The sequence below is a fragment of the Streptomyces pactum genome, assembly GCF_002005225.1.
Lineage (GTDB): Bacteria > Actinomycetota > Actinomycetes > Streptomycetales > Streptomycetaceae > Streptomyces > Streptomyces pactum_A.
The window spans coordinates 2838977-2861037 of sequence record NZ_CP019724.1 but is presented as its reverse complement, the minus strand read 5'-3'; the positions used below and the strand labels follow the sequence as shown (position 1 = coordinate 2861037).

The window sequence follows — 22061 nt, the reverse complement described above, 5'->3', positions numbered from 1 at the left end:
CCACCCCAGCATCCGGGCCCCTGTGAATGAGGAGGCAATAGGGGTTGGCGACAGGGGTCACTCGATGCATAGCATGCAGGAAATTTCCTTGCGTCATTCAGGATGGGGGCTCGTCCCGCAATGAGTATCTCCGAGCAGGAATCCACACCGTCCGGGGAACAGCAATTCACCAAGCCGCCGGCCCCGGAGAAGATGACCGACCTGAATTTCCTGCTCGGCGACTTCCGTGCGGAGTGGACGAATTTCACCGCCGACCCGCCCACCAAGGGGATCGCCTCCTGGAACACGGCGTCCACCTTCTCCGGACACGCCTACGAGATGACGCAGCGAGTTCCGGAGCACGACCTCACGGGACGTTTCGTCGTCCAGTGGGTCGAGTCGGACTCGGCATTCTCCGGCTACTACTACGACGACTGGGGAAATCGCACGCTCCTCACCGCCGGGGGCTGGGAGGACGGCCGGCTGGCTTTCGTCGGCGAGTGCATAGGGTTCGGCAAGACTTTCCTGCTCAAGGAGCGGTACGAAATCGTCGACGAGAATCACTACGTGAAGCGCGGTTTCGTCAAATTCGAGGAGAACGGCGACTGGATTCCCGCCGACGAGGTGCACTGCTACCGCGACTAGGGACCGACCATGCGGCGCACGGACCGGCGCTCGGGCGTGCGCATCCCGGGAAAGGCGAACCATGACCTCTCTGTCCGAAGCGGTGCGGGCGGGCGCGCCCCCGGAGGAACTCGACGGCCTCGCACCGCCCACGGAGTACACCGCGGCCTACCTGCGCGCCGAGGACGCCGAGATGTTCCAGGGCGTGGCCGACAAGGATGTCCGGAAGTCGCTGCGCGTCGGGCAGGTGCCGATGCCCGAACTGGCGCCGGACGAGGTGCTGGTGGCCGTCATGGCCAGCGCCGTCAACTACAACACCGTGTGGTCGGCGATCTTCGAACCGCTGTCCACCTTCCGCTTCCTGCGGAACTTCGCCGCACAGGGCGGCTGGGCGGCGCGGCACGACCAGCCGTACCACGTGCTGGGTTCCGACGGGGCCGGTGTGGTGGTGCGCGCCGGGTCCGGCGTACGGCACTGGAAGACCGGCGACCACGTGGTGGTGAGCTGTGTCCAGGTCGACGACCAGGAAGCGGCCACCCAGGCCGACGGGATGCTCGGCGCCGAACAGCGCATCTGGGGCTTCGAGACCAACTTCGGCGGTCTGGCCCACTACGCGGTGGTGCGGGCCAGCCAGCTCATCCCCAAGCCCGGCCACCTCACCTGGGAGGAGGCCGCCTGCAACCCGCTGTGCGCGGGGACCGCCTACCGGATGCTGGTCGGCGACCGGGGGGCCCGGATGAAGCAGGGCGACGTCGTACTGGTCTGGGGCGCGGCCGGCGGCCTCGGCGCCTACGCGGTGCAACTGGTCAAGAACGGCGGCGGGATCCCGGTCGGCGTGGTCAGCTCGCCCGCCAAGGCCGAGGCGGCCCGGCGGCTGGGCTGCGACGTGGTGATCGACCGTCGGGAGATCGGCCTCGACGACCGTACGGCGGACGACCCGACGGCGGTGATCGAGGCCGGCAAACGGCTCGGCCGCATCATCCGCCGGGAAGTGGGGGAGGACCCGCACATCGTCTTCGAACACGTCGGCCGGGCCACCTTCCCGATCTCGGTGTTCGTCGTCCGCCGCGGCGGCACGGTGGTGACCTGCGGCTCCAGCACGGGCTATCAGCACGGGTACGACAACCGGTACCTGTGGATGAAGCTCAAGCGCATCATCGGCAGCCACGCCGCGAACCTCCAGGAGCAGTGGGAGCTGAACCGGCTGATCTCCAGCGGCCGGATCGTGCCTACCCTCTCCGCGGTGTACCCCCTCGCGGAGATCGCCGAGGCGGCCCGCTCGGTGCAGGCCAACCGCCACATCGGCAAGGTCGGCGTCCTGTGCCTGGCCGACGGTCCCGGCCAGGGCGTGACCGACCCCGATCTGCGCGCCCGCGTGGGGGAGAAGCGCCTCGACCTCCTGCGCGACCTCGCCCCCACCGCCTGACACCACCGACGGGTCCACTTCCCGCCCGGCAGGCCCTCGCGAAGGGCCTGCCGGGCGCACCCGCGGCCGCGCCCGCCCCGTACCCCCGATTCCGGCCGGCTTCGCCCCCGTACGCACCGCCGGGCACGGTCCACAGGATCCGAAGGAGATGTGAGATGAGCACCGTGACGGCTTCCTCCGCGACGCCCGGAACGCCCCCGGCGACCGGAACGCCCCCGGCACCCGACCCGGAGGCGAAGTCCGCCGCGTCGGGGACGACCGCGGCGGCCCCGGCGATCCGGCGCGTCGGCGTGGTCGGGTGCGGGGTGATGGGGGCGGGGCTGGCCGAGGTGTGCGCCCGGGCCGGGCGTGACGTGCTGGTCGCCGCTTCGGGACCGGAGGGGATCGCGCGGGGCCGCGCCAGGCTGGAACGCTCCCTCGCCGCCGGCGTCCGCCGGGGCAAGGTCACCGAGGAGGACCGCGACGCGGCCCTGGCGCGGGTGCGGTTCACCACCGATCTCGCCGGTCTGCGCGACCGCCAGTTGGTGCTCGAGGCGGCCCCGGAGCACGAGCCCACCAAGCTGCGGGTCTTCCGGACCCTGGACGAGGTCGTCGAGGATCCGGAAGCGATCCTCGCGTCCAACACCTCCGCCCTGTCGGTCATGAAGCTGGCCCGGGCCACGGACCGCCCCGGCCAGGTCCTGGGCCTGCACTTCTTCAACCCGGCCCCGGTGCTGCGGCTCGTGGAGGTGGTCAGCACGCTGCTGACCGACGACCGCGCCCGGCGCACCGCCGAGGACTTCGTCACCGGCGTCCTCGGCAAGCAGGCGATCCACGTCGGCGACCGCTCCGGCTTCGTCGTCAACGCGCTGCTCGTCCCCTACCTCCTGTCCGCGATCCGGATGTACGAGGCGGGCTACGCCGACGCGGAGAACATCGACAAAGCGATGACGCTGGGCTGTTCCCATCCGATGGGGCCGCTGGCACTGGCCGACCTCATCGGCCTGGACACCGTCGCCGCCATCGGCGCCGCCCTGTACGAGGAGTTCAAGGAGCCCGCCCACGCGGTGCCCCCGCTGCTGTCCAGGATGGTCGACGGCGGTCTGCTCGGCAGGAAGTCCGGGCGGGGCTTCCACACCTACTGACGGCCGCTGCGATCACGGTCGCATACCAGCTCCGGCACTCCCTGTCACCGCGCCGACCTGGCACTTGGCCTGTCCGTGTGACAGCGAGCACACCTTCGAGGTAAAGACCTCATCAAATAGTTTGTGATACGGTTCACGAGATCCCAGATAGCGTGCGGTGTGCCGGTCCCGACCGGCCGCCCGGTGAGTTCTGCCTCGCGCTCTCGGGATACTGTCGTCGCTCGACGACCTGCACCGTCCCCCAGACTTCGCCGGAGGAGCTGCCACCATGCAGTCCAACGACGTACGAACACTTCTGCACTGCGCACTGCCCACCGTTGCCGCGGGCATGGTCGGAGTCGCGGTCAGTGCCGCCGTGGTCGGCAGCAAGGGTGCGCTCGGCGCCGCCTTCGGCACCCTTCTCGTCGTGCTGTTCATGGTCAGCGGCCTCATGGTCCTGCAACGGACGGCGCGCTCCCTGCCTCATCTCTTCCAGATGATGGGGCTGCTGGTCTACACCACACAGATCCTGCTGTTGATGGTCGTCCTGACCGCCCTGCGGAGCAGCTCCGCCTTCAACCCGAAGTGCTTCGCCTTCACACTGCTCGCTGCCACCCTGGTCTGGATCGCGGCGCAAGTGCGCTCCCATATGAAGGCCAAGGTCCTCTACGTGGAGCCGGACACAGCCCGGACGCCATCGTGACCCGTAGGGTCGGCGTAAGGAGGCTTCCGCTCATTTGCTATCGTCTCGCCACAACTGCGGCAGAGCTGGCGTGGGTGGCAGCCGTGCCTGTGACGCTTCACGGCTCGGACCCCAGTCGCCGCCCCCATATCCGCAAATCCAGTCCAGTGCCGTCTCGCGGTCGCATACCGCGCCGACACATCGAGGTTGCCGTACCCATGCGCCACGCTGAAGGAGCTCGCGGTGAGTGACGCCAAGACGCTCGCCTTCGAGACTGATTGTCATATTTTCGATGGGTGCGGTTTCCCGACCCCCGGCCTGCACTCGTTCCTCTTCGAGCCGCTGTTCACAGTAGGCGGCATCGAAATCAACAAACCGATGCTGCTGACCACTCTGAGCTCGGTCATCGTCGTCGGGTTCTTCTGGGCCGCCTTTCGAAACCCCAAACTGGTGCCGGGCAAGCTCCAGATGGTCGGCGAGGCCGGTTACGACTTCGTGCGACGCGGTGTCGTCTACGAGACGATCGGCAAGCGCGAGGGCGAGAAGTACGTCCCGCTCATGGTCTCGCTGTTCTTCTTCATCTGGATCATGAACCTCTGGTCGATCGTCCCGATCGCCCAGTTCCCGGCGACGGCGATCATCGCCTACCCGGCCGGCCTCGCCGCGATCGTCTACATCCTGTGGGTGAGCCTGACCTTCAAGCGGCACGGTTTCCTCGGCGGATTCAAGAACATCACCGCCTACGACCCGTCGCTCGGTCCGGTCTTCCCGGTCGTCATGTTCTTCGAGTTCCTCTCGAACGTGTTCATCCGGCCGTTCACGCACGCGGTGCGACTCTTCGCCAACATGTTCGCCGGGCACGTCCTGCTGCTGATCTTCACGATCGGTGCCTGGTACCTGCTGAACGGGATCGGTATCGCCTACTCGGCCGTGTCGTTCCTGATGGTCCTCGCGATGACGGTCTTCGAACTGTTCATCCAGGCGCTCCAGGCCTACGTCTTCATCCTCCTGTCCTGCAGCTACATCCAGGGCGCGCTCGCCGAGCACCACTGAGCACCAATCCCCGTCTACGCCCGGTGGCCAACCCCCACCGGCCCCTGTTGAACAAGAAGGAAGAAACGGCATGTCCGCTCTCCAGACCCTCGCTGCGACCAACATCCAGGGCAACTTCGCCGCGATCGGCTACGGCCTGGCCGCCATCGGCCCGGGCATCGGCGTGGGTGTCATCTTCGGTAACGGTACGCAGGCTCTCGCCCGGCAGCCCGAGGCCGCCGGTCTGATCCGCCAGAACCAGATCCTCGGCTTCGTGCTCTGTGAGGCGCTCGCCCTGATCGGTCTGGTCATGGGCTTCGTCTACCCGGTGCCTTCCTGATCCGGTCCTGGCCGACGAGAAACTTCGACGGAAGGAACTGACGTGATCTCGCCCCTGGTAACGCTGGCGGCTGAGGAAGAGGCGCAGAACCCTCTCATCCCGGCGATCCCCGAGCTCATCATCGGTCTGATCGCCTTCGCGATCGTCTTCTTTGTCCTGGGCAAGAAGCTCCTTCCGAACATCAACAAGGTTCTGGAGCAGCGACGCGAGGCCATCGAGGGCGGTATCGAGAAGGCCGAGGCCGCGCAGACCGAGGCCCAGAGCGTCCTCGAGCAGTACAAGGCCCAGCTCGCCGAGGCCCGGCACGAGGCCGCGCGCCTGCGCCAGGAGGCGCAGGAGCAGGGCGCCACGCTCATCGCCGAGATGCGCGCGGAAGGCCAGCGGCAGCGTGAGGAGATCATCGCCGCCGGTCACGCCCAGATCCAGGCCGACCGCAAGGCCGCCGCGTCCGCGCTGCGCCAGGACGTCGGACAGTTGGCCACTCAGCTGGCCGGCAAGCTCGTCGGCGAGTCCCTCGAGGACCACGCCCGGCAGAGCCGCGTCATCGACCGCTTCCTGGACGAGCTGGACGACAAGGCGACGAAGGCAGAGGCAACCCGATGAACGGAGCGAGCCGCGAGGCCCTGGCTGCCGCACGCGAGCGTCTCGACGCGCTGACGGACTCCACGTCCGTGGACGCCGGCTCGCTCGCCGACGAGCTGGCCTCCGTCACCGCGCTGCTCCACCGCGAGGTGTCGCTGCGTCGGGCCCTCACCGACCCGGCGCAGGCCGGCGAGGCCAAGGCGGAGCTCGCCCAGCGCCTCCTCGGCACCCAGGTCAGCGGCCCCGCCGCTGACCTGGTGGCCGGCATGGTGCGCTCCCGCTGGTCGCAGTCACGCGACCTGGTGGACGCGCTGGAGGAGCTGGCGGACACCGCCGACCTCACCGCCGCGCAGAAGGCGGGCCGGCTCGACAACGTCGAGGACGAGCTGTTCCGGTTCGGCCGGATCGTCTCCTCGAACACCGAGCTGCGCGCCGCGCTGACCAACCGCTCGGCCACCACCCCGGCCAAGAGTGAGCTGCTGCGCAGCCTGCTCGGCGGCCGGGCGGACGTGACCACCGAGCGTCTGGTGACGCGGCTTGTCACCGCGCCGCGGGGACGTAGCCTGGAGTCGGGACTCGAATCCCTGTCCAAGCTCGCCGCCGACCGGCGGGACCGCATGGTCGCCGTCGTCACCTCGGCGGTACCGCTGAGCGACACGCAGAAGCGGCGCCTCGGCGCGGCCCTCGCGAAGGTCTACGGCCGCCCGATGCACCTCAACCTCGACGTGGACCCCCGGGTCCTCGGCGGAATCCGGGTGCAGGTCGGTGACGAGGTCATCAACGGTTCCATCGCGGACCGCCTGGAGGACGCAGGCCGCCGACTGGCGAGCTGACGCTTTCGCGCGACAACAGCACAGCAAGCACTACGTAGTTACGACGGCCCTGGTTGGGCCGTGCAGAGGATTCACCTCTTTTTGGGGGGAGTCCCCGACTCGTGGAATACCCCCCAAGTGAAACTTCGGGCCCAACAAGGAGAGCAGGGAACTCAGATGGCGGAGCTCACGATCCGGCCGGAGGAGATCCGGGACGCGCTGGAGAACTTCGTCCAGTCGTACAAGCCGGACGCGGCCTCGCGCGAGGAGGTCGGTACGGTCACCCTTGCCGGCGACGGCATCGCGAAGGTCGAGGGCCTCCCCTCGGCCATGGCCAACGAACTGCTGAAGTTCGAGGACGGCACCCTCGGCCTCGCCCTGAACCTCGAGGAGCGCGAGATCGGTTGCGTCATCCTCGGTGAGTTCAGCGGCGTCGAGGAGGGCCAGCCGGTCACCCGCACCGGCGAGGTCCTGTCGGTCGCCGTGGGCGAGGGCTACCTCGGCCGCGTGGTCGACCCCCTCGGCAACCCGATCGACGGCCTCGGCGAGATCGAGACCGAGGGCCGCCGCGCCCTCGAGCTGCAGGCCCCCACCGTCATGCAGCGCAAGTCGGTGCACGAGCCGATGGAGACGGGCTACAAGGCCGTCGACGCCATGACTCCGATCGGCCGTGGCCAGCGTCAGCTCGTCATCGGCGACCGCCAGACCGGCAAGACCGCGCTGGCCGTCGACACGATCATCAACCAGCGTGACAACTGGCGCACCGGCGACCCGAGCAAGCAGGTCCGCTGCATCTACGTCGCCATCGGCCAGAAGGGCTCCACCATCGCGTCGGTCCGCGGCGCGCTGGAGGAGAACGGCGCGCTGGAGTACACGACCATCGTGGCCGCCCCGGCGTCCGACCCGGCCGGCTTCAAGTACCTGGCGCCGTACACCGGCTCGGCCATCGGCCAGCAGTGGATGTACGAGGGCAAGCACGTCCTGATCATCTTCGACGACCTGTCGAAGCAGGCCGACGCCTACCGCGCCGTGTCGCTGCTGCTGCGCCGCCCGCCGGGCCGCGAGGCCTACCCCGGTGACGTCTTCTACCTGCACTCCCGCCTGCTGGAGCGCTGCGCGAAGCTCTCCGACGCCGAGGGCGCCGGTTCGATGACGGGTCTGCCGATCGTCGAGACCAAGGCCAACGACGTCTCGGCGTTCATCCCGACCAACGTCATCTCCATCACCGACGGACAGTGCTTCCTGGAGTCCGACCTGTTCAACGCCGGTCAGCGTCCGGCTCTGAACGTCGGTATCTCGGTCTCCCGCGTCGGTGGCTCCGCCCAGCACAAGGCCCTGCGGCAGGTCTCCGGCCGACTGCGCGTGGACCTCGCCCAGTTCCGTGAGATGGAGGCGTTCGCCGCCTTCGGTTCCGACCTGGACGCCGCGTCGAAGGCGCAGTTGGAGCGCGGCCAGCGCATGGTCGAGCTGCTGAAGCAGGACCAGTACGAGCCGATGCCCACCGAGGACCAGGTCGTCTCCGTCTGGGCCGGCACCACCGGCAAGATGGACGAGGTGCCGGTCGCCGACATCCGCCGCTTCGAGAAGGAGCTCCTCGAGTACCTGCACCGCCAGGAGCAGGGCCTGATGACCTCCATCCGCGAGGGCGCCAAGATGTCCGACGACACCCTGCAGGCCATTGCCGAGGCGATCGCCGCGTTCAAGAAGCAGTTCGAGACCTCGGACGGCAAGCTGCTCGGCGAGGACGCTACGGCCACGCCGAAGGCGACCAGCGCCTCCAAGTGACGTAAGGAAGGGACCTGACTCATGGGAGCCCAGCTCCGGGTCTACAAGCGTCGCATCCGATCCGTCACCGCGACCAAGAAGATCACCAAGGCGATGGAGATGATCGCCGCCTCGCGCGTCGTCAAGGCGCAGCGCAAGGTGGCGGCCTCCACGCCGTACGCGCAGGAGCTCACCCGCGCGGTCACGGCGGTCGGTACCGGGTCGAACACCAAGCACGCGCTCACCACGGAGGCGGAGAACCCGACCCGTGCCGCGGTCCTGCTCCTCACGAGCGACCGCGGCCTGGCCGGCGCCTTCAACTCCAACGCCATCAAGGCGGCGGAGCAACTGACCGAGCGCCTCGAGCGCGAGGGCAGGCAGGTCGACGCGTACATCGTCGGCCGGCGCGGCGTCGCCCACTACAACTTCCGTGACCGCAAGGTCGCGGAGTCGTTCGCGGGCTTCACCGACGAGCCCTCGTACGCGGACGCCAAGAAGGTGGCGGCGCCGCTGATCGAGGCCATCGAGAAGGAGACGGCGGAGGGCGGCGTGGACGAGCTCCACATCGTCTACACCGAGTTCGTCTCGATGATGACGCAGACGGCGGTCGACTCCCGGCTGCTGCCGCTGAGCCTCGACGAGGTCGCCCAGGAGTCCACGGCGAAGGACGAGATCCTTCCGCTGTACGACTTCGAGCCTTCGGCGGAGGACGTCCTCGACGCCCTGCTGCCGCGCTACGTCGAGAGCCGTATCTACAACGCGCTGCTCCAGTCGGCCGCCTCCAAGCACGCCGCCACGCGGCGCGCGATGAAGTCGGCCACCGACAACGCGGGCGAGCTGATCAACACGCTCTCCCGTCTTGCCAACGCGGCCCGCCAGGCCGAAATCACCCAGGAAATCAGCGAGATCGTCGGTGGCGCCAGTGCCCTGGCCGACGCGAACGCGGGGAGTGACAACTAATGACCACCACTGTTGAGACCGCGACGGCTACGGGCCGCGTCGCCCGGGTCATCGGCCCGGTCGTCGACGTGGAGTTCCCCGTCGACGCGATGCCGGAGATCTACAACGCCCTCCACGTCGAGGTCGCCGACCCGGCGCAGGCGGGCGAACTGAAGACGCTGACCCTGGAGGTCGCCCAGCACCTGGGTGACGGCCTGGTCCGCACCATCTCCATGCAGCCCACCGACGGTCTGGTCCGCCAGGCCCCGGTGACCGACACGGGCACGGCCATCTCCGTCCCCGTCGGCGACTTCACCAAGGGCAAGGTGTTCAACACCCTCGGTGAGGTGCTGAACGTCGACGAGACCTACGACGGTGAGCGCTGGCCGATCCACCGCAAGGCGCCGAACTTCGACGAGCTCGAGTCGAAGACCGAGATGTTCGAGACCGGCGTCAAGGTCATCGACCTGCTGACCCCGTACGTCAAGGGCGGCAAGATCGGTCTGTTCGGCGGTGCCGGTGTCGGCAAGACGGTGCTCATCCAGGAGATGATCTACCGCGTCGCCAACAACCACGACGGTGTGTCCGTGTTCGCCGGTGTCGGTGAGCGCACCCGTGAGGGCAACGACCTCATCGACGAGATGAGCGAGTCCGGCGTCATCGACAAGACCGCGCTGGTCTTCGGTCAGATGGACGAGCCGCCGGGCACCCGTCTGCGCGTCGCGCTGGCCGGCCTGACCATGGCCGAGTACTTCCGTGACGTCCAGAAGCAGGACGTGCTGTTCTTCATCGACAACATCTTCCGCTTCACCCAGGCGGGCTCCGAGGTGTCGACCCTGCTCGGCCGCATGCCCTCCGCGGTGGGCTACCAGCCGAACCTGGCCGACGAGATGGGCCTCCTCCAGGAGCGCATCACCTCGACCCGCGGTCACTCGATCACCTCGATGCAGGCGATCTACGTCCCCGCGGACGACCTGACCGACCCGGCCCCGGCCACCACCTTCGCCCACCTCGACGCGACGACGGTGCTCTCCCGTCCGATCTCCGAGAAGGGCATCTACCCGGCCGTGGACCCGCTGGACTCGACGTCCCGCATCCTCGACCCGCGGTACATCGCGGCGGACCACTACCAGGCCGCGATGCGCGTGAAGAGCATCCTGCAGAAGTACAAGGACCTGCAGGACATCATCGCGATCCTCGGTATCGACGAGCTCGGCGAGGAGGACAAGCTCGTCGTCCACCGTGCCCGTCGCGTGGAGCGCTTCCTGTCCCAGAACACCCACGTCGCCAAGCAGTTCACCGGCGTGGACGGTTCGGACGTGCCGCTGGACGAGTCGATCGCCGCGTTCAACTCGATCTGCGACGGTGAGTACGACCACTTCCCGGAGCAGGCGTTCTTCATGTGCGGTGGCATCGAGGACCTGAAGAAGAACGCGAAGGAGCTCGGCGTCTCCTGAGCCTCGCGCTCACCGTGAGCCCCAGGGCTCACACCGGAGGGGGCGGGCGCGTCCCGCCCCCTCCGTCACGCCCCTTAGACTTGTAACCAACACCCGGCTCTCCCGCCGGGTGGTGACCCGAGGAGCCACCTTGGCTGCTGAGCTGCACGTCGCGCTGGTCGCGGCCGACCGAGAGGTCTGGTCCGGCGAGGCCACCCTGGTCGTCGCGCGCACCACGTCCGGCGACATCGGCGTCATGCCCGGTCACCAGCCGCTGCTCGGTGTGCTGGAGTCGGGCCCGGTGACCATCCGTACGAGTGACGGTGGGACGGTCGTCGCCGCCGTGCACGGCGGTTTCATCTCGTTCGGCGACAACAAGCTGTCGCTGCTCGCCGAGACCGCCGAGCTGGCGGACGAGATCGACGTCCACCGCGCGGAGCGCAAGCTCGAGCGCGCGAAGGCGGAGGGCGACGCCCACGCCGAGCGTCGCGCGGACGTCCGACTGCGCGCGGTGGCGGGACGCTGATCCACAGCACTGTGCGATAGCGTCGTGCCATGACGTCACTCAGCCGCGGCTGGGACCGGAGCGATCCGGACCCGGCCGCGGCTGAGGCAGATCCGGGTGTTTTTTCCGTTCCGTTACCTAGGAGACGAGGAGGTCGGTGTCGATGGCCCTCGCTCTGACTGTGTGCGGAATTGTCGTCGCCCTGGTGGTGCTCGGGCTCTTCGTCTTCGGTCTGCGCCGCCGGCTGATCCAGCGATCGGGCGGCACCTTCGACTGCTCCCTGCGCTGGGATGCCCCCGAAGAGGGCGACGGGGGCGGCAAGGGCTGGTCCTACGGGGTGGCCCGCTACCACGGCGACCGGGTCGAGTGGTACCGCGTCTTCTCGTACTCCCCGCGCCCGCGCCGCGTTCTGGAGCGCTCCGCGATCGAGGTGGCCGGACGCCGGCTCCCCGACGGCGAGGAGGAGCTGGCGCTGCTCTCCGACGCCGTCGTCCTGGCCTGTCTGCACCGGGGCACGCGTCTCGAGCTGGCGATGAGCGAGGACGCGCTGACCGGATTCCTCGCGTGGCTGGAAGCGGCCCCGCCCGGACAGCGAGTGAACGTGGCCTAGCCGCATCCGCTCACTGGGGACGCTCCCCCGGACGAGGTCCGAAGGAGCGTCGTTGTGTGTCAGGCCTGCGGGGACTACTTCAGACCGCTGTCGATGGCGCTCACCAGCTCGCCGTTCGCGGTGTCGCCGCTGAACTCCCAGAAGAAGGCGCCGCCGAGCTTCTGCTGCTCGGCCCAGTCCATCTTCGACTTGACGGTGGCCGGGGTGTCGTAGGACCACCAGTTGCTGCCGCAGTGCGCGTACGCGGTGCCGGCGACGGTGCCGGTGGCCGGGCAGCTGTTCCTGAGGACCTTGTAGTCCTCGATGCCCGCCTCGTACGTGCCCGCCGCCGGGCCGGTCGCCGTGCCGCCGGGCGCGGACTGGGTGACGCCGGTCCAGCCGCGGCCGTAGAAGCCGATGCCGAGGAGCAGCTTGTCGGAGGGCACGCCCGCCGCCTTGAACGCGGCGATCGCCTCGGCGGAGTTGAAGCCCTGCTGCGGGATGCCGTCGTACGAGGTCAGGGGCGAGTGCGGGGCGGTGGGGCCGTTCTTCGCCCAGGCGCCGAAGAAGTCGTACGTCATCACGTTGTACCAGTCGATGTACTGCGCGGCGGCGCCGTAGTCGGCCGCTTCGATCTTGCCGCCGTCGGACGCGTCGGCGGTGACGGCCGCGGTGACCAGGTCGTCGCCGAACTCGGCGCGCATGGCCTTCATCATGGTGCTGAAGGCGTTCGGGGCACTGGTGGTGTCGCAGCTCAGGCCACAGGCGTTCGGGTACTCCCAGTCCAGGTCGATGCCGTCGAAGACGTCGGCCCAGCGCGGGTCCTCGACCAGGTCGTGGCAGGACTTCGCGAAGGCGGCCGGGTTCTTCACGGCGTCGGGGAAGCCGCCGGACCAGGTCCAGCCGCCGAAGGAGAACAGCACCTTGATGTGCGGGTACTCGGCCTTCAGCTTGCGGAGCTGGTTGAAGTTGCCGCGCAGCGGCTGGTCCCAGGTGTCGGCGACGCCGTCGACGGACTGGTCGGCGGTGTAGGCCTTGTCGTAGTCGGCGTAGGCGTCACCGATGGTGCACTTGCCGCCCTGGACGTTGCCGAAGGCGTAGTTGATGTGCGTGATCTTCTCGGCGGAGCCGGAGGTGACCAGGTTCTTGACGTGGTAGTTGCGCCCGTAGACGCCCCAGTTGGTGAAGTAGCCGAGCTTGACCTCGTCGCCGGTGCCCGGGTTGCCGCCGTCGTCGCCGCCGGTGGTGCGGACCTTGACCGCGCCGCTGACCGGACCGGTCTGGTCGGCGGTGTCGCGGGCCTGGACGGTGTAGGAGTAGTCGGTGCCGGCGGTCAGGCCGGTGTCGGTGTAGGTGGTGCCGGTGACCGTGGCGACCTTGGCGCCGTCGCGCAGGACGTCGTAGTTCTTGACGCCCTCGTCGTCGGTCGCCGCCGACCAGGACAGCTTCACCGAGGTGTCGGTGATGCCCGAGGCGGTGGGGGTACCGGGCGCGGAGGGGGCCTCGTCGCCGGGGACCGAGGTGCCGTCGCAACTGCCGCCGTTGAGCTTGCAGTTGGACGGGGAGCCGGGTCCGCTGCCGTTGAAGCCGAAGGAAACGGACGCCCCGGGGGCGAGGGTGCCGTTCCAGCCGACGTTCTTGGCGGTCCAGTGGTCACCGGAGTTGGTGACCGTGGCGTCCCAGGCGGAGGTCACCTTGGTGCCGGAGGGGAAGTCCCACTCCACGGTCCAGGAGTTGAGCGTCGTGGTGCCGGTGTTCTTCACCGTCCAGTTGCCGCCGAAGCCGGTGCCCCAGTCCGAGGTCTTGGTGAAGGTGGCCGTCGCACTCGTCGCGGCCTGGGCGGGACTCGCCAGGCCGACCAGACCGGCCAGCGGGAGCGACAGTGTCGCGACCAGTGCCGCGACTCTGTGTCTGAAGCGCATGCTGCGCCTCCTTATGTGGGGTTGTTGTTGTGGGCATGACTGAGCCTCATGCCCGCAGTGCCGCGAGAATAGAAAGGTCTGGACCATAGGTCAATAGGTCTGGACCAGTGCGGCCCGATGCGGCCAGGGGGCGGAGCTAGATCCCCAACTCCTGCGCGAGTACCGCCGCTTGCACCCGGCTGCGCAGCTCCAGCTTGCCCAGCAGGCGGCTGACGTGCGTTTTCACCGTGGCCTCGGCCATGTCCAGCCGCTCGGCGACCGCCGCGTTGGACAGCCCCTCACCGAGACAGGACAGCACCTCGCGCTCGCGCCGGGTGAGACCCTCGAGGACCGCGGGATCGGCGGCCGGCTCCCGGACCGGCTTCGCGGCGAACTCGGCGATCAGCCGCCGGGTGACGGCCGGAGCGACGATCCCCTCGCCGCCCGCCACCGTGCGCACGGCGGCGAGGAGGTCCGTCGCCTCCGTGTTCTTCAGCAGGAACCCGGCGGCCCCCGCCCGCAGTGCCCCGAACACGTACTCGTCCAGGTCGAACGTGGTCAGCACGAGCACGTCGGCGAGTCGCTCGGCGACCACCCGCCGGGTCGCCGACACCCCGTCCAGGCGCGGCATCTGGACGTCCATCAGCACCACGTCGGGCCGCAGCTCCCGGGCCAGCTCCACCGCGCGCTCGCCGTCCGCCGCCTCCCCGACCACCTCGATGTCCGGCGCGCTGCCCAGGATGAGCACCAGTCCCGCGCGGACGGCGGACTGGTCCTCGGCGACGAGGACGCGGATCATGCGAGGTCTCCTTCGGTCAGGGGCAGGGTGGCCCGTACGGTCCAGATCTTGCCGCCCGTCGAGTCGGGGTCCGCCACCGGCCCGGCCTCGAACGTGCCGTGCAGCAGCGCGGCCCGCTCCCGCATGCCGACCAGACCGGCGCCCGAGCCGGGCGCGCGCGGGGCCTCCCGGTCGCCGTACGGGCTGGTCACCCGGACGCGCAGGACGTCGTCGCGCCGGCTGAGCCCGACTCGTACCGTCCCCCGCGAGGCGTGCTTGAGCGCGTTGGTGAGCGACTCCTGGACGATCCGGTACGCGGCCAGCTCGACCGGTGCGGGCAGCCCTTCGCCGGACACCGTCTCCAGGACGACGTCGAGTCCGTTGGCGCGGGCCCCCTCGACCAGCGCGCCGAGGCTGTCGAGGGTGGGGGCGGCGGCCGGTTCCCCGTCCCCGGCGTCGTCCCGCAGGATGCCGATCAGCCGTCGCATCTCGGCCAGGCCCTCGACGCTGTTCTCGCGGATGACGCCGAGCGCCTGCCGGGTGGTCGCCGGGTCGTCCAGCGAGAGCGCGGCCGTGGAGTGGATGGCGATCGCGGAGAGGTGGTTGGCGACCATGTCGTGCAGCTCGCGGGCCATCCGGGAGCGCTCCGCGGTCACCGCCTGCGCCCGGTCCATCTCCGCGAGCAGCGCGGTCTGCTCGGCCCGCAGCAGGGCGGCGTCGGCGGCCTCGCGGTGGTTGCGGACGATGAGCCCCGTGGAGGCGGGCGCGAAGGACACGACGCCGACGGCGACACCGATGAGCAGCGCCTCGGGTACCCGCCACAGCGCGAACGGCACGACCGTGCCGGCCACGGTGAGCAGCCCGGTGATCCACGGGATGCGGCGGGCCGAGGCGGGCGGACCGTACAGCACGGCGGCGTACATCAGGTCGGTGTACATGATCAGCGTGACCAGGCTGCCCTGCGTGAGCGTGTCCGCGATCAGCGCGGCGGTGCCGACCAGCAGCCCGGTGCGGGGCGCGGCCCGGCGCAGCAGTTCGCAGCCCGCCATGACGGCGAGCGGCACCAGCAGCGGCCAGCGGCCGTCGAACAGCACCACCGGCTCGTCGGCCGGCCGCACGCCCAGCCCGATGCCCCACAGCAGCAGCCCGCCCAGCAGTCCCGCCGACGCGGCGTACACGTCGAAGCGGCGCGGGCGGGGGAGTCGTACGGCCATGCCACCATCCAACACGGCGCGCGGCCCGTCCGCCTGATCCCGCGGAACGGTCCGGTACTGCATCTTTCGATGTACCGGAGGTTCGTCACCGGCGACGACGAACGGGGCGGGTTCCGACGGGAGCCTGGAAGGGTGAACGAAGGGAGTGCGTCGTGGTCGTCGCGTTGATCATCGCCTGCGAGGTCGGCTTCTGGGTGCTGCTGGCGCTCGGACTGGCCGCCCGTTACCTGCTGAAATGGCGCCGTACCGGCGTGTTCCTGCTGCTGTGCGAGCCGGTACTGGAACTGGTGCTGTTCGCCGCGACGGCGATCGACCTGAAGAACGGCGCCGAGCCGGGCTGGGAACACGGCCTGGCGGCGCTGTACATCGGCTACACGGTCGCGTACGGCCACTACACGATCCGCTGGCTCGACGGCCACGCGGCCCACCGCCTGGCCGGCGGTCCGCCACCGCCGAAGCCCCCGCGCTACGGCAAGGCCCGGGCCCGGCACGAGGGCCGGCTGTGGCTGCGCACGCTGCTGGGCGCGGCCGTGGCGTGCGCGCTGCTCCAGGGCGCCGTCTGGTACGTCGGCGACGGGGGTGACGTGTCGTCGCTGCGGGCCTTCCAGTGGGTGGCCGTCAGGGTCGCCGCCATCCACGGCCTGGTGGCCCTCGGCTACCTGGTCTGGCCGAAGAAGGCCCCGGCGGGCACGGAGCAGGCCGTGTCCGAGGCGGCGGGGGAGACGGAGGGCGCGCGCCGATGAGGTACCCGCCGGAGCGGAACCTGTGGGAGGGCGGGGCCACCTTCGTGGCCGGCCTCGCCCTCCGGCTGTTCGCCGGGGACGTCGCGGTGCCCGTCGTCGACCCGACGAAGGCCGGGGTCGTGATGATGTGCGTCGGTGGCGCGCAGACCGCCTGGGGCCTGTTCCGGTCGGCGCGCCGGCGACGCGGCTAGCGCTCCCCGCCCGGCACCCACAGCACGTCCCCGACCTCCTTGTTGGCCACGCGGGCGAGGATGAAGAGCAGGTCGGAGAGGCGGTTCAGGTAGGTCGCGGTGAGCGGGTTCATCGACTCGCCGTGCACCTCCAGCGCCGCCCACGTGGAGCGCTCGGCCCGCCGGACCACCGTGCACGCCTGGTGCAGCAGGGCCGCGCCGGGCGTGCCGCCGGGCAGGATGAAGGAGCGGAGCTTCTCCACCTCGGCCAGGAAGCGGTCGCAGTCCGCCTCCAGCTTGTCGACGTAGAACTGCTCGACCCGCAGCGGCGGGTACTCCGGGTTCTCCACCACCGGCGTCGACAGGTCCGCGCCCACGTCGAACAGGTCGTTCTGGACGCGGACGAGGACCTTGACGACCTCCTCGTGCAGACCGCCGAGGGCGATCGCGGTGCCGATCACCGCGTTCGCCTCGTTGGCGTCGGCGTAGGCGGAGATCCGCAGGTCGGTCTTGGGGACCCGGCTCATGTCACCGAGGGCGGTGGTGCCCTGGTCGCCGGTCCGGGTGTAGATGCGCGTCAGGTTGACCATGGGGCCAGCGTAGTTACGCTCCGGCGGTCCGGAACACGCGTGTGCCCACCGTCACGGCCAGCGCGGTGAGGGCGACGGCGACCAGGACGCCGTACAGCATGTGCGTCGTCGCGTAGCTGCCGACGTACGCGTCCCGGACCGCGTCCACCAGATAGCGGAACGGCATGAGATGTGAGAGCACGTCCAGCCAGGCCGGTCCCAGGGTCATCGGGAGCATCAGGCCGGACAGCAGCATCGACGGCATCGTCAGCGCGTTGACCGTCGGCCTATGGTCGCCGGCGGGAAGCCGTCGGAGGTCTCCCGCGACGTCCTTTCGCTGCTGGACGAGATGGAGGAGCTGTTGAGCGAGAAGGTGCTCAACTACGCCGTACGAGGCGCGGCCTGACACCCGAATGACACACCCCGGTGTGATGTCCGTCATCTGAGACGTGACGCGCGTTACTAACCGGTCACACAGCGGCTCACGCCCGCTAATCTCCGGCCGAGAGAAGAGAATCAGCGCGTATCAGGGGAGTCGCACAGTGGCAGGGAAGCTCGCCGTCATCGGAGCCGGCCTCATGGGGTCCGGAATCGCCCAGGTCTCCGCCCAGGCGGGCTGGGAGGTCGTCCTGCGCGACGTCACCGACGAGGCGCTCCGGCGCGGCGCCGACGGCATCAGGGCCTCGTACGACAAGTTCGTCGCCAAGGGGAAGCTCGCCGCCGACGACGCCGAGGCCGCGCTCGCGCGCATCACCGCGACCACCGACCTGGACGCCGTGGCCGACGCGGACGTCGTCGTCGAGGCCGTCTTCGAGAAGCTGGAAGTCAAGCACGAGATCTTCCGCGCCCTCGACGAACTGGTGAAGGACGAGGCGATCCTCGCGTCCAACACCTCCGCCATCCCGATCACCAAGATCGCGGCCGTGACGGAGCGCCCCGAGCGGGTCGTCGGCACCCACTTCTTCTCGCCGGTCCCGATGATGCAGTTGTGCGAGCTGGTCCGCGGCTACAAGACCAGCGACGAAACGCTCGCCACCGCACGGGAGTTCGCCGAGTCCACCGGCAAGACCTGCATCGTCGTCAACCGCGACGTCGCCGGCTTCGTCACCACCCGCCTCATCTCCGCCCTCGTCGTCGAGGCCGCGAAGCTCTACGAGTCGGGCGTCGCCACCGCCGAGGACATCGACCTCGCCTGCAAGCTGGGCTTCGGCCACGCCATGGGGCCCCTGGCCACCGCCGACCTGACGGGCGTCGACATCCTGCTGCACGCCACCGGCAACATCTACACCGAGTCCCAGGACGAGAAGTTCGCCCCGCCGGAGCTGATGCGCCGGATGGTGGACGCCGGTGACATCGGCCGCAAGAGCGGGCAGGGCTTCTACAAGCACTGAGAACGCATCGACCCCGGGAAACGTCACACGCCGGGGTGAATTCGGTATCGGTTCGCTTACAGGCGGCAACCTCCGATCGTTTCGGCCAGTCAGAGGTTGCAACACCTGATATCGCCGAGAGACCACAGCGAACCGAAGAGCCGAAGAACCGAAGAATCGAAGAGACGACAAAGACGCACGCCGGGGAGCGCATATGCACATCAGGGGCGACCACGTCGAGCTGGTCGTCGGGGGCCGCCTCGACGTCCGCAGCGCGGCGGACGCCCGTACGGTCCTGCACTCGGCCGTCGACGACGGAGTCGGCGACCTGGTGCTGGACCTGTCCGAACTGGACTCCTGGGACGCCACCGGACTCGGCGTGATCATGGGGGCCCACCGGCGGGCCGGCCGCTGTGGCCGGCGGCTGGTGCTGCGCGACGTACCACCGCAGATGCAGCGCCTGCTGGTGGCCACCCGGCTGCACCGGATCCTGGCCATCGAGGGCGGCATCGGCGTGGAGACCCTGCCCAGGGTGTGACGCCCGGGGCGGAACGCCCAAGGTGTGACACCGCGTGCCGGTGCGGCCGGTCGGGGCCGGGGAGACCCGGACACCCCTCGGCGAAACGCCCGACGCACGCAATCCTCACGAGACCGTGACGTCTCGGACGGGACGGTACCCCGGACTGTCGGAGATACTGAGCGAAGGTTTAGGGTCTGGCTGCCCGCCACCTTGTGAACCCACTGGCGGGCCCGGACCAGAAGCGACAGCGCGGTGTGCGGCAAGGCCGGGAGAGGGTGGTCCCGACCGGGGCCCTGCACACGACGCTTTTGGGGGGCTTGAACCTATGGACCCGAACAACCGGGGACCCGAGGAGCACGGCCAAGACGGCGACCACCAGGCGCCGCGCCCGCGCCCGCCCAGGGACTCCCTCACCTCCGACTTCGGACAGCCCGCGCTCGCCCGCACGGTGCAGCTCGTGTCCGGCGACTTCCTGCTCACCGTCAACCCCGTCGACGGCAGCGAGATCGAACTCTGCCCGCCCGCGGAGCGGCCCGCCCGGCCCGAGAAGCTCACCGCGGCCGAACGCGCCGAGGCGGAGCGCGCCGCGCGGCCGCCCGTCCCGCCGGGGCCCATGCGGACCGTACTGGGCCTGCTGGCCCGCGAGGACGAACGCGAACGTCTCGTGCGGCTGCTGGCCCGGGGCCGCTCCGTCCGCCTCACCGGCCCCGCCGGTTCCGGCCGCACCAGCCTCCTCGACGTCGTCGCCGAGGACTGCGCGGGCCTCGCACCCGACGGCGTCGTCCGGCTCAGCGGCTTCCACCGCACCGCCGACGACCTGCTCCACGACCTCTTCTACGCCGTCCACCGCGCGCCCCTGCACCGCCCGGAGCGTGACGCACTGCTCGGCCGGCTCCGGGAGGTCGGCGCGGTCGTCGTCCTGGACGACGTCGAGTTCGGCGGCACCGCCCTCGACGAACTGCTGGACGCCACCCCCGAGTGCGCGTGGCTCATCGGCGCCACCCCGGACGTGCCCGCGCCCTTGGCGGACTCGGCCGTCGAGGAGGTCTTCCTCACCGGCCTGGACCGCTCGGACGGCGTGGAGCTGCTGGAGCGCGCCGCGGGCCGCACCCTCACCGAGGAGGAGGCCAACTGGGCCGGCGACCTCTGGTTCGAGTCCGAGGGCCTGCCGCTGCGCTTCGTCCAGGCCGGCGCCCTGCTGCGCCGGCGCGACCGCCAGCGGGCCGGTGCCGACGCCGTCGACGAGTTCGGTGTCTTCGTCGACGCCCGCCCGGCCGACGACACGCCCTACGACGCCGCCGAGGCCGACGACGTACCCCTGCCGTCCCTCGGTGAGGCCGCCGCGCCCGCCCCGCTGCTCGCCTCCCGGCTGAGCGCCTCCGCCCGCACCACCCTGGAGTTCGCCGTCGCGCTCGGCGGCGAGGTGCCGCACCAGGCGCATCTGCCCGCCCTGGTCGGCGACACCCACGCGGACGCCGCCCTCGGCGAGCTGACCGACTGCGGACTGGTCTCGCCGGTCGGCTCCCGCTACCGGCTCGCCGCCGGTGTGCTCACCCAGTTGGAGAGCGCCGGATACGCCGACGACGTACGGGAGAGGGCGCTGGCCGCCGCCCAGCACTACGCCTGGTGGGCCGGGCACCCCTCGGTGACCCCGGAGCGGGTCTGCGCCGAGGCCGACGCCGTGCTGGCCGCCCTCGCCGTGCTGGTGCCGGCGACGACCCCGCCCGCGGACGACGAGGAGAGCCCCGCCGTCGAGCTGGCCCGCACCGCGGCGCCCGCGTTCGCCGCCGGCCTGCACTGGAGCGCCTGGGAGCGGGCGCTGCGCTCGGGCACCGAGGCCTCCCGGCTCGCCGGTGACGTCGCGGAACAGGCCTACTTCCACCACGAGCTGGGCGTCCTCGCGCTGTGCGGGGGACAGCTCGACCGGGCCCGCGCCGAGCTGGAGGCGTCCATCGGGCTGCGCGGCGCGCTGTCCGACAAGCGCGGCGCCGTCGCGGGCCGCCGTGCCCTCGCGCTGGTCGCCGACCGGACCGGGGACACGCCCGGCCTCGGTACGGGGGCGGGCGCCTTCGGTGCCGCCGGGGCCGCCGCCGGACTCGGCGCCGCCGGTGCCGACCTCGGCCCGACCGCGGGGGAGGAGGTGCCCGACGCCCGGAACGAGGAGTCGGCGTCGCCGCCCGCGGGCGTACCCTCGCCCTTCCCGCCGCTGCAGCCGTCTCCGCAGGCGCCGACCCTGGTCACCAGCCGGGAGCCGGCCCCCGGGCCGTCCCCGAAGGCGGGCGTCGGCATCAAGGGCTTCGCGCGGCGCAATCTGGTGGCCGCCGGAGCGGGCGCGCTGCTCGTCGCCGTGCTCGGCACGGTGGTGACCCTCGGCGCCACGTCGGAGAACGACGCCGGCGATCCCTCCGACCAGGTCGGCGTCAACCCGTCGGCCAGTCAGGGCATCGACGACGGCAGCCTCGGCGCGGACCGGCCGTCCGAGGACGACGCGAACCCGGGGGACACCGCCTCGCCCACCGACCCCGGCCCGGACGGCACCCTCGGCACGTCGGACGACCCGACGCCGAGCGCGTCGGCGAGCCCGTCGGACGACGCGAGCGGCTCGGGCGAGCCCGAGGACCCGAGCTCACCGGGTCCGGGCGACTCGGACGAGCCACAGGACCCGCCCTCGTCGTCCAGGCCGCCCACGTCCAGCGAGCCGCCGCCGGACCCGTCCACGCCGGATCCCACCGACACCGAGCCGGATCCCGACCCCACCACGCCGACGGGCGGGCCCACCGGTCCCAGCCCCACCGAGAGCCAGACCACCTCGCCGTCGACCCCGGAGACGTCCAACAGCGCCACCGGCCCCGGCACTCCCACCACCGCCAGCTCCCCGGCCGGCACCGCGACCGCCTCGCAGAGCAGCACCGCGACCGGCGGCACGGGCCCGGGGACGCCGAGCGGTCCGGGCCCGGCGACGGGTCAGATCATCTGACGCTCC

The 22061-nt window shown here is 70.4% G+C and carries 22 protein-coding genes and 2 pseudogenes; 19 read left to right on the top strand and 5 right to left on the bottom strand.

Features of this window, described 5'->3' with window-relative positions; genetic code table 11:
- The first annotated feature begins 120 nt into the window (after positions 1–120).
- The 13 genes from B1H29_RS11730 (at position 121) to B1H29_RS11670 (ending at position 11834) form a co-directional block, all read left to right on the top strand.
- Positions 121–624 carry a hypothetical protein gene (locus B1H29_RS11730; protein WP_055421930.1) on the top strand — a complete coding sequence of 168 codons (504 nt, stop codon included), beginning with the start codon at positions 121–123 and terminating at the stop codon, positions 622–624.
- A gap of 61 nt (positions 625–685) precedes the next feature.
- Positions 686–2029 carry a crotonyl-CoA carboxylase/reductase gene (ccrA, locus tag B1H29_RS11725; RefSeq protein WP_055421929.1) on the top strand — a complete coding sequence of 448 codons (1344 nt, stop codon included), beginning with the start codon at positions 686–688 and terminating at the stop codon, positions 2027–2029.
- Between the two features lie 155 nt (positions 2030–2184).
- Positions 2185–3153, top strand: a complete 969-nt coding sequence (locus B1H29_RS11720; RefSeq protein ID WP_079160166.1) for a 3-hydroxybutyryl-CoA dehydrogenase — start codon at positions 2185–2187, stop codon at positions 3151–3153.
- Positions 3154–3421: 268 nt separating this feature from the next.
- Positions 3422–3835: a hypothetical protein gene (locus B1H29_RS11715; protein WP_055421928.1), complete on the top strand. Its 414-nt coding sequence runs from the start codon at positions 3422–3424 to the stop codon at positions 3833–3835.
- A gap of 222 nt (positions 3836–4057) precedes the next feature.
- Positions 4058–4867 (top strand): F0F1 ATP synthase subunit A, encoded by an 810-nt coding sequence (gene atpB, locus B1H29_RS11710; protein ID WP_055421927.1) that lies wholly within the window; start codon positions 4058–4060, stop codon positions 4865–4867.
- Between the two features lie 70 nt (positions 4868–4937).
- Positions 4938–5186 (top strand): ATP synthase subunit C, encoded by a 249-nt coding sequence (locus B1H29_RS11705; RefSeq protein WP_029382919.1) that lies wholly within the window; start codon positions 4938–4940, stop codon positions 5184–5186.
- 45 nt (positions 5187–5231) lie between these two features.
- Entirely contained in the window at positions 5232–5789 is a 558-nt protein-coding gene (locus tag B1H29_RS11700) for a F0F1 ATP synthase subunit B (RefSeq protein WP_079160739.1), read from the top strand.
- A complete protein-coding gene (locus B1H29_RS11695) occupies positions 5786–6601 on the top strand; it encodes a F0F1 ATP synthase subunit delta (RefSeq protein ID WP_055421926.1) in 816 nt (271 codons plus the stop codon). The genes B1H29_RS11700 and B1H29_RS11695 overlap by 4 nt, the downstream gene beginning before the upstream one ends.
- Positions 6602–6757: 156 nt before the next feature.
- Positions 6758–8365: a F0F1 ATP synthase subunit alpha gene (gene atpA / locus B1H29_RS11690; protein ID WP_055421925.1), complete on the top strand. Its 1608-nt coding sequence runs from the start codon at positions 6758–6760 to the stop codon at positions 8363–8365.
- 21 nt (positions 8366–8386) lie between these two features.
- Entirely contained in the window at positions 8387–9304 is a 918-nt protein-coding gene (locus B1H29_RS11685; protein WP_055421924.1) for a F0F1 ATP synthase subunit gamma, read from the top strand.
- Positions 9304–10740, top strand: a complete 1437-nt coding sequence (atpD, locus tag B1H29_RS11680; protein ID WP_055421923.1) for a F0F1 ATP synthase subunit beta — start codon at positions 9304–9306, stop codon at positions 10738–10740. The genes B1H29_RS11685 and atpD overlap by 1 nt, the downstream gene beginning before the upstream one ends.
- 130 nt (positions 10741–10870) lie before the next feature.
- Positions 10871–11245: a F0F1 ATP synthase subunit epsilon gene (locus tag B1H29_RS11675; RefSeq protein ID WP_055421922.1), complete on the top strand. Its 375-nt coding sequence runs from the start codon at positions 10871–10873 to the stop codon at positions 11243–11245.
- Between the two features lie 142 nt (positions 11246–11387).
- The gene (locus B1H29_RS11670) at positions 11388–11834 is read left to right on the top strand and encodes a DUF2550 domain-containing protein (RefSeq protein ID WP_055421921.1); all 447 of its coding nucleotides are present in this window, start codon (positions 11388–11390) and stop codon (positions 11832–11834) included.
- A 74-nt stretch (positions 11835–11908) separates the two neighbouring features.
- Here the strand turns inward: B1H29_RS11670 and B1H29_RS11665 are convergent, their stop codons facing one another.
- The 3 genes from B1H29_RS11665 to B1H29_RS11655 form a co-directional block, all read right to left on the bottom strand.
- Positions 11909–13735, bottom strand: coding sequence for a glycoside hydrolase family 18 chitinase (locus tag B1H29_RS11665; RefSeq protein WP_055421920.1), 1827 nt, complete (start codon positions 13733–13735; stop codon positions 11909–11911).
- Between the two features lie 136 nt (positions 13736–13871).
- Positions 13872–14513, bottom strand: a complete 642-nt coding sequence (locus tag B1H29_RS11660) for a response regulator (RefSeq protein WP_055421919.1) — start codon at positions 14511–14513, stop codon at positions 13872–13874.
- The gene (locus tag B1H29_RS11655; protein ID WP_055421918.1) at positions 14510–15706 is read right to left on the bottom strand and encodes a sensor histidine kinase; all 1197 of its coding nucleotides are present in this window, start codon (positions 15704–15706) and stop codon (positions 14510–14512) included. Before B1H29_RS11655 ends, B1H29_RS11660 begins: the two co-directional genes overlap by 4 nt.
- Positions 15707–15858: 152 nt before the next feature.
- Between B1H29_RS11655 and B1H29_RS11650 the strand changes: the two genes are divergently transcribed.
- Positions 15859–16449: a hypothetical protein gene (locus B1H29_RS11650; RefSeq protein WP_055421917.1), complete on the top strand. Its 591-nt coding sequence runs from the start codon at positions 15859–15861 to the stop codon at positions 16447–16449.
- Positions 16446–16640, top strand: coding sequence for a DUF5708 family protein (locus B1H29_RS11645; protein WP_055421916.1), 195 nt, complete (start codon positions 16446–16448; stop codon positions 16638–16640). The genes B1H29_RS11650 and B1H29_RS11645 overlap by 4 nt, the downstream gene beginning before the upstream one ends.
- On the opposite strand, the gene B1H29_RS11640 is transcribed toward B1H29_RS11645, so the two are convergent.
- Together B1H29_RS11640 and B1H29_RS11635 are read right to left on the bottom strand one after the other, a co-directional pair.
- The gene (locus B1H29_RS11640) at positions 16637–17209 is read right to left on the bottom strand and encodes a cob(I)yrinic acid a,c-diamide adenosyltransferase (protein WP_055421915.1); all 573 of its coding nucleotides are present in this window, start codon (positions 17207–17209) and stop codon (positions 16637–16639) included. The genes B1H29_RS11645 and B1H29_RS11640 overlap by 4 nt on opposite strands.
- Before the next feature lie 13 nt (positions 17210–17222).
- Positions 17223–17474, bottom strand: a pseudogene (locus B1H29_RS11635) (ABC transporter permease); the annotation flags it as partial.
- Here B1H29_RS11635 and B1H29_RS11630 point away from each other — a divergent pair.
- The 4 genes and pseudogenes from B1H29_RS11630 to B1H29_RS11615 all read left to right on the top strand — a co-directional run.
- Positions 17472–17594: pseudogene (locus B1H29_RS11630) on the top strand (TetR/AcrR family transcriptional regulator); the annotation flags it as partial. The pseudogenes B1H29_RS11635 and B1H29_RS11630 overlap by 3 nt on opposite strands.
- A 136-nt stretch (positions 17595–17730) precedes the next feature.
- Complete coding sequence (locus tag B1H29_RS11625; protein ID WP_055421913.1) at positions 17731–18579, top strand: 3-hydroxyacyl-CoA dehydrogenase family protein; 849 nt, start codon at positions 17731–17733, stop codon at positions 18577–18579.
- Positions 18580–18772: 193 nt separating this feature from the next.
- Positions 18773–19096, top strand: coding sequence for an STAS domain-containing protein (locus tag B1H29_RS11620; RefSeq protein ID WP_030187305.1), 324 nt, complete (start codon positions 18773–18775; stop codon positions 19094–19096).
- A 307-nt stretch (positions 19097–19403) separates the two neighbouring features.
- Positions 19404–22055 carry an ATP-binding protein gene (locus B1H29_RS11615; RefSeq protein WP_055421912.1) on the top strand — a complete coding sequence of 884 codons (2652 nt, stop codon included), beginning with the start codon at positions 19404–19406 and terminating at the stop codon, positions 22053–22055.
- Positions 22056–22061 lie beyond the last annotated feature (6 nt).

What these genes read in the sequence shown, in the direction of transcription:
- B1H29_RS11730 (WP_055421930.1), top strand. Translation starts at nt 121, where the DNA reads ATGAGTATCTCCGAGCAGGAATCCACACCGTCCGGGGAACAGCAATTC.
- ccrA (WP_055421929.1), top strand. Translation starts at nt 686, where the DNA reads ATGACCTCTCTGTCCGAAGCGGTGCGGGCGGGCGCGCCCCCGGAGGAA.
- B1H29_RS11720 (WP_079160166.1), top strand. Translation starts at nt 2,185, where the DNA reads ATGAGCACCGTGACGGCTTCCTCCGCGACGCCCGGAACGCCCCCGGCG.
- B1H29_RS11715 (WP_055421928.1), top strand. Translation starts at nt 3,422, where the DNA reads ATGCAGTCCAACGACGTACGAACACTTCTGCACTGCGCACTGCCCACC.
- B1H29_RS11705 (WP_029382919.1), top strand. Translation starts at nt 4,938, where the DNA reads ATGTCCGCTCTCCAGACCCTCGCTGCGACCAACATCCAGGGCAACTTC.
- B1H29_RS11695 (WP_055421926.1), top strand. Translation starts at nt 5,786, where the DNA reads ATGAACGGAGCGAGCCGCGAGGCCCTGGCTGCCGCACGCGAGCGTCTC.
- atpA (WP_055421925.1), top strand. Translation starts at nt 6,758, where the DNA reads ATGGCGGAGCTCACGATCCGGCCGGAGGAGATCCGGGACGCGCTGGAG.
- B1H29_RS11685 (WP_055421924.1), top strand. Translation starts at nt 8,387, where the DNA reads ATGGGAGCCCAGCTCCGGGTCTACAAGCGTCGCATCCGATCCGTCACC.
- atpD (WP_055421923.1), top strand. Translation starts at nt 9,304, where the DNA reads ATGACCACCACTGTTGAGACCGCGACGGCTACGGGCCGCGTCGCCCGG.
- B1H29_RS11670 (WP_055421921.1), top strand. Translation starts at nt 11,388, where the DNA reads ATGGCCCTCGCTCTGACTGTGTGCGGAATTGTCGTCGCCCTGGTGGTG.
- B1H29_RS11665 (WP_055421920.1), bottom strand. Translation starts at nt 13,735, where the DNA reads ATGCGCTTCAGACACAGAGTCGCGGCACTGGTCGCGACACTGTCGCTC.
- B1H29_RS11660 (WP_055421919.1), bottom strand. Translation starts at nt 14,513, where the DNA reads ATGATCCGCGTCCTCGTCGCCGAGGACCAGTCCGCCGTCCGCGCGGGA.
- B1H29_RS11655 (WP_055421918.1), bottom strand. Translation starts at nt 15,706, where the DNA reads ATGGCCGTACGACTCCCCCGCCCGCGCCGCTTCGACGTGTACGCCGCG.
- B1H29_RS11645 (WP_055421916.1), top strand. Translation starts at nt 16,446, where the DNA reads ATGAGGTACCCGCCGGAGCGGAACCTGTGGGAGGGCGGGGCCACCTTC.
- B1H29_RS11640 (WP_055421915.1), bottom strand. Translation starts at nt 17,209, where the DNA reads ATGGTCAACCTGACGCGCATCTACACCCGGACCGGCGACCAGGGCACC.
- B1H29_RS11620 (WP_030187305.1), top strand. Translation starts at nt 18,773, where the DNA reads ATGCACATCAGGGGCGACCACGTCGAGCTGGTCGTCGGGGGCCGCCTC.
- B1H29_RS11615 (WP_055421912.1), top strand. Translation starts at nt 19,404, where the DNA reads ATGGACCCGAACAACCGGGGACCCGAGGAGCACGGCCAAGACGGCGAC.